Here is a 3,785-nt window from a genome sequence, read left to right on the forward strand (position 1 = left end):
TGGTAAGCAGAGTTTTTGAAATGTAAGGCCTTTGAATAAGACAAAAGGCTGCCTCATCGCTAACTTTGCAACAGTGCCGGCTTTCGCGCTCGGCGGCGGAGAGGATCGAACGGCGGGGCATGCGGTTTCCTTCTTCTTGAAAACGTAGGTTTGTGACAAGCCCGCCAAGGCAACCGGCGCGGCACGGGAATCAAGGCATTGCGATTCTCGAAAATAGTTCTTGAAATTCTATTCTTGATTGCATATCATCTCAACGAGTTTCGATAAGAAAGGATGCGCATGCGACCGTCTGGTTCGCTGGTGGGCAAGGAAGCAGCAGCCGACACGCTCATCGGCAACTGCACGACCGCACGACCAGCCTCCCGTTCAAATTCGAGTTAGAACTCATATCCAGCCTGTCTGGGGGCACTGTGAAAGAGGGATCTCCGATGACTGTTGAATCGAGAATATTTTCTGTAGCCGAGTATGTTCAGCCGTCCGAAGGCGAGCCTATTCGTTCCGTTGTGCTTGAAACCCGAGACTCAATTATCGTGGTTTGGCATGTCCATCCCGGGCAGGAAATTGCGGCTCACATTCATCCTCACGGCCAAGACACGTGGACTGTTTTGTCGGGAATGGCTGATTACTTTCAGGGCAATGGGATTGTTCGTGCCCTCAGGGAAGGTGAGATAGCCGTGGCAAGACCGGGCCAAGTGCACGGGGCGCGAAATACAGGTACCGAGCCATTTGTGTTAGTCTCGGTTGTGGCATCAGCCAATGCCGGTTTCGTATTGGCTGAGCGATAGAGCCCAATCTCTGGAGTTGGTCCAATGAGCGGTCGGGGAGATAGGTAACAGACATGCAGCGGACACGGCTGCTAAACCAGGTCGCAAACCTCCTTGCGTCGCAGCGTGCCGCAAGCGACGCGATCAATCGAATGGGGTCGGCATGAGACTGAACACCATCCAGTTCCCGACCGCGTAGCCGCCTGTCCTGCCGATCAGGTCTTGACCATCGACGCCTGGGATCAGTCCTGAATGTTCTTGGAGACCACTACGTTAGGGGTTTGAGGTCCAATGGGGCGAAAACCTACGCTAAGAGTCTACATATTCATTAACATGTTGATTTAAAGGCCTTAATTCACCATTCATCACGTTTTCAGACAAGGTGAATGAGTAATGCCCTAACATATTGATATGACCGTGCATCAGCGGTGATAATCTGGATATATCTTCTTCGTTAATTTCAGTAGGCTGGCTATCTGTATTAATATGTCCAAGGGCTTCCTGCATATACAGCGTATTCCATAAAACAACAGTATTTGTTACCAGTCCCAATGATCCAAGTTGATCCTCTTGCCCTTCGCGATAGCGTTTTCTGATTTCACCACGTTGACCATGGCAAATGGCGCGAGCCACACTGTGTCTCCCTTCACCCCGGTTTAGTTGCGTTAGTATTCGGCGACGATAATCTTCATCATCAATATAATTCAGCAGGTATAGCGTTTTATTTATTCGCCCAGCTTCAATGATGGCCTGCGCCAAACTAGACGGGCGCGTGCTCTTCAATAAACTACGGATTAGCTCTGATGCTTGTACAGTTCCCAATTTAAGAGAACCCGCAATCCGCATCATATCGTCCCAGTTAGCCTCAATCAGTGCTAGATTGATGCAACCACGGGCCAATTCATCGAGAGGGCCGTAATTCGCATTTTTATCCACTCGCCAGAAAACGGCATCTCCGGCATCCGCCAGACGTGGGGAAAACTGGTATCCCAACAACCAGAACAGACCGAATATCAAATCACTGGCACCTGCTGTATCAGTCATAATTTCCTGTGGATTTAACCCCGTTTGCTGTTCAAGTAAACCCTCCAGAACAAAGATTGAGTCTCTCAACGTACCTGGGACAACAATGCCGTGAAAACCAGAAAACTGATCGGAGATAAAGTTGTACCAGGTAATTCCACGATCAGAGCCAAAGTATTTTCTATTGGGTCCGGCGTTAATCGTTTTTACTGGCGTAACAAAACGCATACCATCAGCAGATGCGACCTCTCCACCACCCCATCGCTGAGCGAGACTGAGCGTAGCCTGGTAATCAACCAGGCGAGCATTCGCTTTGATAAGGGTTTCTGACCGAAAATAATTTTGTTTCACCCAACTAAGACGATGCCGGGTTAATGATGGAATATTGTGCTTAATTAATGGTTCAAAGCCAATGTTGCAGGCTTCTGCCAGTAATACAGCACAAATGCTGATATGCAGATCTTTCGCTCGCGCATTAGACTCGCTGACATGAGTAAATTCTTCGGCAAATCCTGTATGGGCATTGATTTCCAGTAAGAGCTCAGTCAGATCCACCAAAGGTAAAAGACCTCTGACTTGTCTGTTGAGAGCTATCAGACTTGGTGATTCATCCAGTTTCTCTAGGCTGCTGATAGTCAACGTAGGATGTTTCCCCCCGTATTCGATATGGACTGACGCATTATCATCAAAGCTATCAGCTACCGCTTTCCAGGCAAAATCTAACTGCTGAGCAAGCTTTTCTGTTGCCTGCTGAGCATTGACAGGGTGGCCTAATGCTCGACAGACAGAGACGCGTTGAGCTTGCCATTCTGTCCCTTGTAATAGCTTTGACCGTGGATCTCCCCAACGATCGCTATTCTCAAGATAAATATCCCGCCGCCTTAATGCATCCTGAAACCGCTCAAGTAGACATAGTGAATAGCCAGGCCGTCTTACTCGGCCTTCTTCGTCAAAAACCAAACGCTTCCAGGGGCCGGTAATAATATTTTTTGGAGCATCGTCAAGGATGTGCTTTCTTGAAGCGCCTAGCGACGATAAATAGTTAAAAGCTGCCAGAGTATGTTCTCCCGCCGGGGCGGCCAGAAAAGTTAATTCCCGAAGAACTCTGGGTAGAAAACGGCGAACGCGCCCATATTGTTCAATCATTTCATCTTGGAAATTATTGTCTGCCGGTCGGGCCAACTCATTGACCATTTTTACCGACTCAGCCAGTCTTTCTTTGGAAATGCAGGAAAAAATTGATTTTCGTGTAGCGCGGCGAAATTTTTCGCACCGAAACGCATTAAATTATGCACTGCAGCAAACGAGCGAAAAACCGCTATTGCGCACGGTGCAAATTAAAACGCCACGCAGCTTATCTCATTCAAATGATGAAGCCGGGAACCTACGATAAAGGGTGGATATACCAGCATCAAAAATGAGTGCAACTCGCTGGCGTGACTCTCCAGCTGCAATTAATCTCCCCATCTGCTCCCACTGTTCCGATGTAAATTTTGGGCGTCTTCCTCCCACCCTACCTTGAGCCCTGGCAGCCGCAAGACCGGCTCTTGTGCGTTCCACAATTAACTCACGCTCCATCTCAGCCAACGCCCCCATAACGTGAAAGAAGAAACGTCCCATTGGCGTTGACGTATCTATACTGTCGGTCAGGCTGCGAAAATTGATATCTCTGTCCCGCAACTCCTCTACCAGCAGGACAAGATGCCGCATGCTGCGCCCAAGGCGATCTAGTTTCCATACCACAAGCGTATCCCCCTTTCCCAGGGTCTTAAGCACTCGCTTTAGCCCTGGACGCTCCGAGGTTTTTCCGCTGATCTTGTCTTCAAATATCAGTTCACATCCTGCGCATTCCAGCGAGGTTCGCTGCAATGCGGTGTTCTGGTCATTTGTTGACACCCTGACATACCCAATAAGCATGGTTTTATCCCCTGCAAAAGGCAGAAAGCATGCCACTGGTGAGCTAGATGGTCATTCTCAAAAATGTTGGTTTGGGAGAAG

The 3,785-nt window shown here is 48.8% G+C and carries 2 protein-coding genes and 1 pseudogene; 1 reads left to right on the forward strand and 2 read right to left on the reverse strand.

The window, feature by feature from the left end:
- Positions 1 to 428 precede the first annotated feature (428 nt).
- Positions 429 to 785: a cupin domain-containing protein gene (locus tag OGY18_RS03445; RefSeq protein WP_000215515.1), complete on the forward strand. Its 357-nt coding sequence runs from the start codon at positions 429 to 431 to the stop codon at positions 783 to 785.
- Positions 786 to 1,073: 288 nt separating this feature from the next.
- On the opposite strand, the pseudogene OGY18_RS03450 reads toward OGY18_RS03445, so the two are convergent.
- Together OGY18_RS03450 and OGY18_RS03455 are read right to left on the reverse strand one after the other, a co-directional pair.
- Positions 1,074 to 3,035, reverse strand: a pseudogene (locus OGY18_RS03450) (Tn3 family transposase); the annotation flags it as partial.
- 111 nt (positions 3,036 to 3,146) lie between these two features.
- A complete protein-coding gene (locus OGY18_RS03455) occupies positions 3,147 to 3,704 on the reverse strand; it encodes a recombinase family protein (protein WP_119940588.1) in 558 nt (185 codons plus the stop codon).
- Positions 3,705 to 3,785 lie beyond the last annotated feature (81 nt).

Origin of the sequence: Citrobacter sp. Cpo142, assembly GCF_030332425.1 — a bacterium.
GTDB lineage: Bacteria > Pseudomonadota > Gammaproteobacteria > Enterobacterales > Enterobacteriaceae > Citrobacter > Citrobacter portucalensis.

Coding starts and splice junctions, on each gene's coding strand:
- OGY18_RS03445 (WP_000215515.1), top strand. CDS start 429: ATGACTGTTGAATCGAGAATATTTTCTGTAGCCGAGTATGTTCAGCCG.
- OGY18_RS03455 (WP_119940588.1), bottom strand. CDS start 3,704: ATGCTTATTGGGTATGTCAGGGTGTCAACAAATGACCAGAACACCGCA.